General features: G+C 71.3%; 2 protein-coding genes and 1 pseudogene. All 3 read left to right on the top strand.

Annotation, left to right across the window (positions count from 1 at the left end):
• Positions 1-327, top strand: a pseudogene (locus FOY91_RS21915) (tetratricopeptide repeat protein); the annotation flags it as partial.
• A 5-nt stretch (positions 328-332) separates the two neighbouring features.
• On the top strand, positions 333-1427 hold the full coding sequence (gene wecB / locus FOY91_RS21000; protein ID WP_145155965.1) for a non-hydrolyzing UDP-N-acetylglucosamine 2-epimerase: 1095 nt from the start codon (positions 333-335) through the stop codon (positions 1425-1427).
• Positions 1428-1497: 70 nt separating this feature from the next.
• Complete coding sequence (locus FOY91_RS21005; RefSeq protein WP_145155963.1) at positions 1498-2871, top strand: class II 3-deoxy-7-phosphoheptulonate synthase; 1374 nt, start codon at positions 1498-1500, stop codon at positions 2869-2871.
• Positions 2872-3070 lie beyond the last annotated feature (199 nt).

The raw sequence follows: 3070 nt of genomic DNA on the forward strand, positions 1-3070 counted from the left end.
CCCGCCGCCATGTCCGCCACGCCCGGCGCCGCCACCGATGCCATCCCCGGCCCCACGCGCGAGCAGATGAGCGCCGCCGCCGGCCTGCCCCCCTCGCAGCAGGATGCGATGGTCAAGGGCATGGTCGAGTCGCTCGCCGCCAAGCTGCGCGCCAATCCGAAGGATGCGGACGGCTGGCTGCGGCTGATGCGCGCCCGCATGGTGCTCGGCGATCGCGCCGCCGCCACGCAGGCGCTGCGCGAGGGCACCGCAGCGTTCACCGGCGACAAGGCGACGCAGGACAAGCTGGGCGAAGGCGCGCGCGCGCTGGGCGTGCCGGGCGTCTGATCCGCCTGCTCACTCTCGCCGGCACGCGGCCGGAGGCGATCAAGCTCGCTCCGCTGGCGATCGCGGCGGCGGCGCGGCCGGGGATCGCCCACCGCCTCGTCGCCACCGGCCAGCACGCCGCGCTGTTCCACCAGACGCTCGCTGCCTTCGGGGTGGCGGCGGACGCGGATTTCGGCCTGCTCGTGCCCGGCCAGTCGATCGAGGCGCTGGCGGCCTCGGTGTCCGCCGCCGTCACCGCCGAGATCGCGCGCGACCGCCCCGACCTGCTGATCGTGCAGGGCGACACCACCAGCGCATGGGCGGCGGCGCTGGCGGCGGACGCGGCCGGCGTGCCGGTCGGCCATGTCGAGGCAGGGTTGCGATCGGGCGATCCGCTGCTGCCCTGGCCGGAGGAACGCAACCGCATCGAGATCGACCGGGTCGCCACCTTGCTGTTCGCCCCGACGCCCGTCGCGCTCGCCAATCTGCGCGACGAGCCGGACGTGCATGGCGTCGCGGCGATCACCGGCAACACCGGCATCGATGCGTTGCTGATGATGCGCGACCGGCTCGGCCCGCCCGACCCCCGGCCGGATGCGCGCCGGCTCGTCCTCGTCACCGCGCACCGCCGCGAGAATATCGGCGCGGGCATCGCCGGCATCTGCGCCGCGATCGTCCGCCTCACCGCGCGGGGCGATATCGCCGTCGCGCTGCCGGTGCATCCCAATCCGGCGGTGCAGGCGCAGGTCGTGGCGGCGCTGGGCGACGTGTCGCACGTCTCGCTGCTGGCCGCGCTCGATTACCCGGCGATGGTCCGGATGATGACGCAGGCGCACCTGATCCTCAGCGACTCCGGCGGCGTGCAGGAGGAAGCACCCGCACTGGGCGTGCCGCTGCTGGTGCTGCGCGAGAACAGCGAGCGACCGGAGGCGGTGGCCGCCGGCAACGCGTCGATCGTCGGCACCGATCCGGATCGCATCCTCGCCGCCGCCACCCGCCTGCTGGACGATCCGGCGGCGCATGCGGCGATGGCGCGCCCCGCCTTCCCGTTCGGCCGGGGCGACGCCGCCGATACCATCGTGGACCTGATCGAAGGCTGGCACGCCGGCCGGTCGATCTGATCGGTAGCGGGCGGATGCTTGCCAATTCCGCGCCCCTCGCCCATGTGGGCGCGGCGAAAGGACGAGCATGATGGCGAGCAACTGGACCCCCGAGAGCTGGACGACCCACGAGGCACGGCAGCTTCCCGACTATCCCGATGCCGGGGCGCTGAACGGCGCCACCGCCGAGCTGTCGCATTATCCGCCGCTGGTGTTCGCCGGCGAGGCCCGCGCGCTCAAGAATGAGCTGGCGCAGGTCGCGGCGGGCAAGGCGTTCCTGTTGCAGGGCGGCGACTGCGCCGAGAGCTTCGCCGAGTTCCACCCCAACAACATCCGCGATACGTTCCGCGTCATCCTGCAGATGGCGGTCGTGCTCACCTACGCCTCCAAGATGCCGATCGTGAAGGTGGGCCGCATGGCCGGCCAGTTCGCCAAGCCGCGTTCCGCCGGCACCGAGGAGATCGACGGCGTGAGCCTGCCGAGCTACCGCGGCGACATCATCAACGACATCGGCTTCGAGCCGACCGGCCGCGCGCCCGATCCGCAGCGGATGATAAAGGCGTACAATCAGGCGGCCGCCACGCTCAACCTGCTGCGCGCCTTCGCGCAAGGGGGCTATGCCAACCTGCATCAGGTCCATGCCTGGACGCTCGACTTCATGGGCCGCTCGCCGTGGGCCGCGCAATATCAGGCGGTGGCGGATCGCATCGGCGACGCGCTCGACTTCATGGCGGCGTGCGGGATCAACCCGCAGACGGTGCCGCAGCTGAACGGGACGCAGTTCTTCACCAGTCACGAGGCGCTGCTGCTGCCCTACGAGCAGGCGCTGACCCGGCAGGATTCGCTGACCGGCGGCTGGTATGGCCTGTCCGCGCACATGCTGTGGATCGGCGATCGCACCCGTTTCGAGGGGTCGGCGCATGTCGAATATCTGCGCGGCATCGGCAACCCGATCGGGCTGAAGTGCGGCCCCAGCCTCGAACCCGATGCGCTGCTGCGGATGCTCGACACGCTCGATCCGGCGCGCGAGGCCGGGCGCATCACGCTCATCACCCGCTACGGCCACGACAAGATCGAGAAGCATCTGCCCGCCCTCGTCCGCGCGGTAAAGCGCGAGGGGCGGCCGGTCGTGTGGTCGTGCGATCCGATGCACGGCAACGTCGTGAAGGCGGCCAACGGCTACAAGACCCGGCCGTTCGAGCGGATTTTGGCGGAGGTGCGCGGCTTCTTCGCGGTGCATCGTGCCGAGGGCACGCACGGCGGCGGCATCCATGCCGAGATGACTGGCCAGAACGTGACCGAATGCACCGGCGGCGCGATCGACATCACCGAGCAGGGGCTGGCCGACCGTTACCACACGCATTGCGATCCGCGGCTCAATGCCGGCCAGTCCATCGAACTGGCCTTCCTGCTGGCCGAGATGCTCAACCAGGAAATGCGCGAGCGCGAGAAGGCGGCGGCCTGACCGGACCGGCGGGGCGATGGCGGGGCCGGTCGTTTCTGGCTTGGTCTCCCCGCCAGTCATCGTTCCTGTCGTCGTCCCCCGATCTGTCGTCGCCCCCCGGCTCGTCGTCATCCCTGCGAACGCCGGGATGACGAATGGGGGTATGCGGGCGAGGCGTACCGCCCCCGCGCTCCTCGCCCTCCTCCTCGCCGCCTGCCAC

It is taken from the genome of Alterirhizorhabdus solaris, from assembly GCF_007785815.1.
Classification (GTDB): Bacteria; Pseudomonadota; Alphaproteobacteria; order Sphingomonadales; family Sphingomonadaceae; genus Alterirhizorhabdus; species Alterirhizorhabdus solaris.

Coding starts and splice junctions, on each gene's coding strand:
- FOY91_RS21005 (WP_145155963.1), top strand. CDS start 1,498: ATGGCGAGCAACTGGACCCCCGAGAGCTGGACGACCCACGAGGCACGG.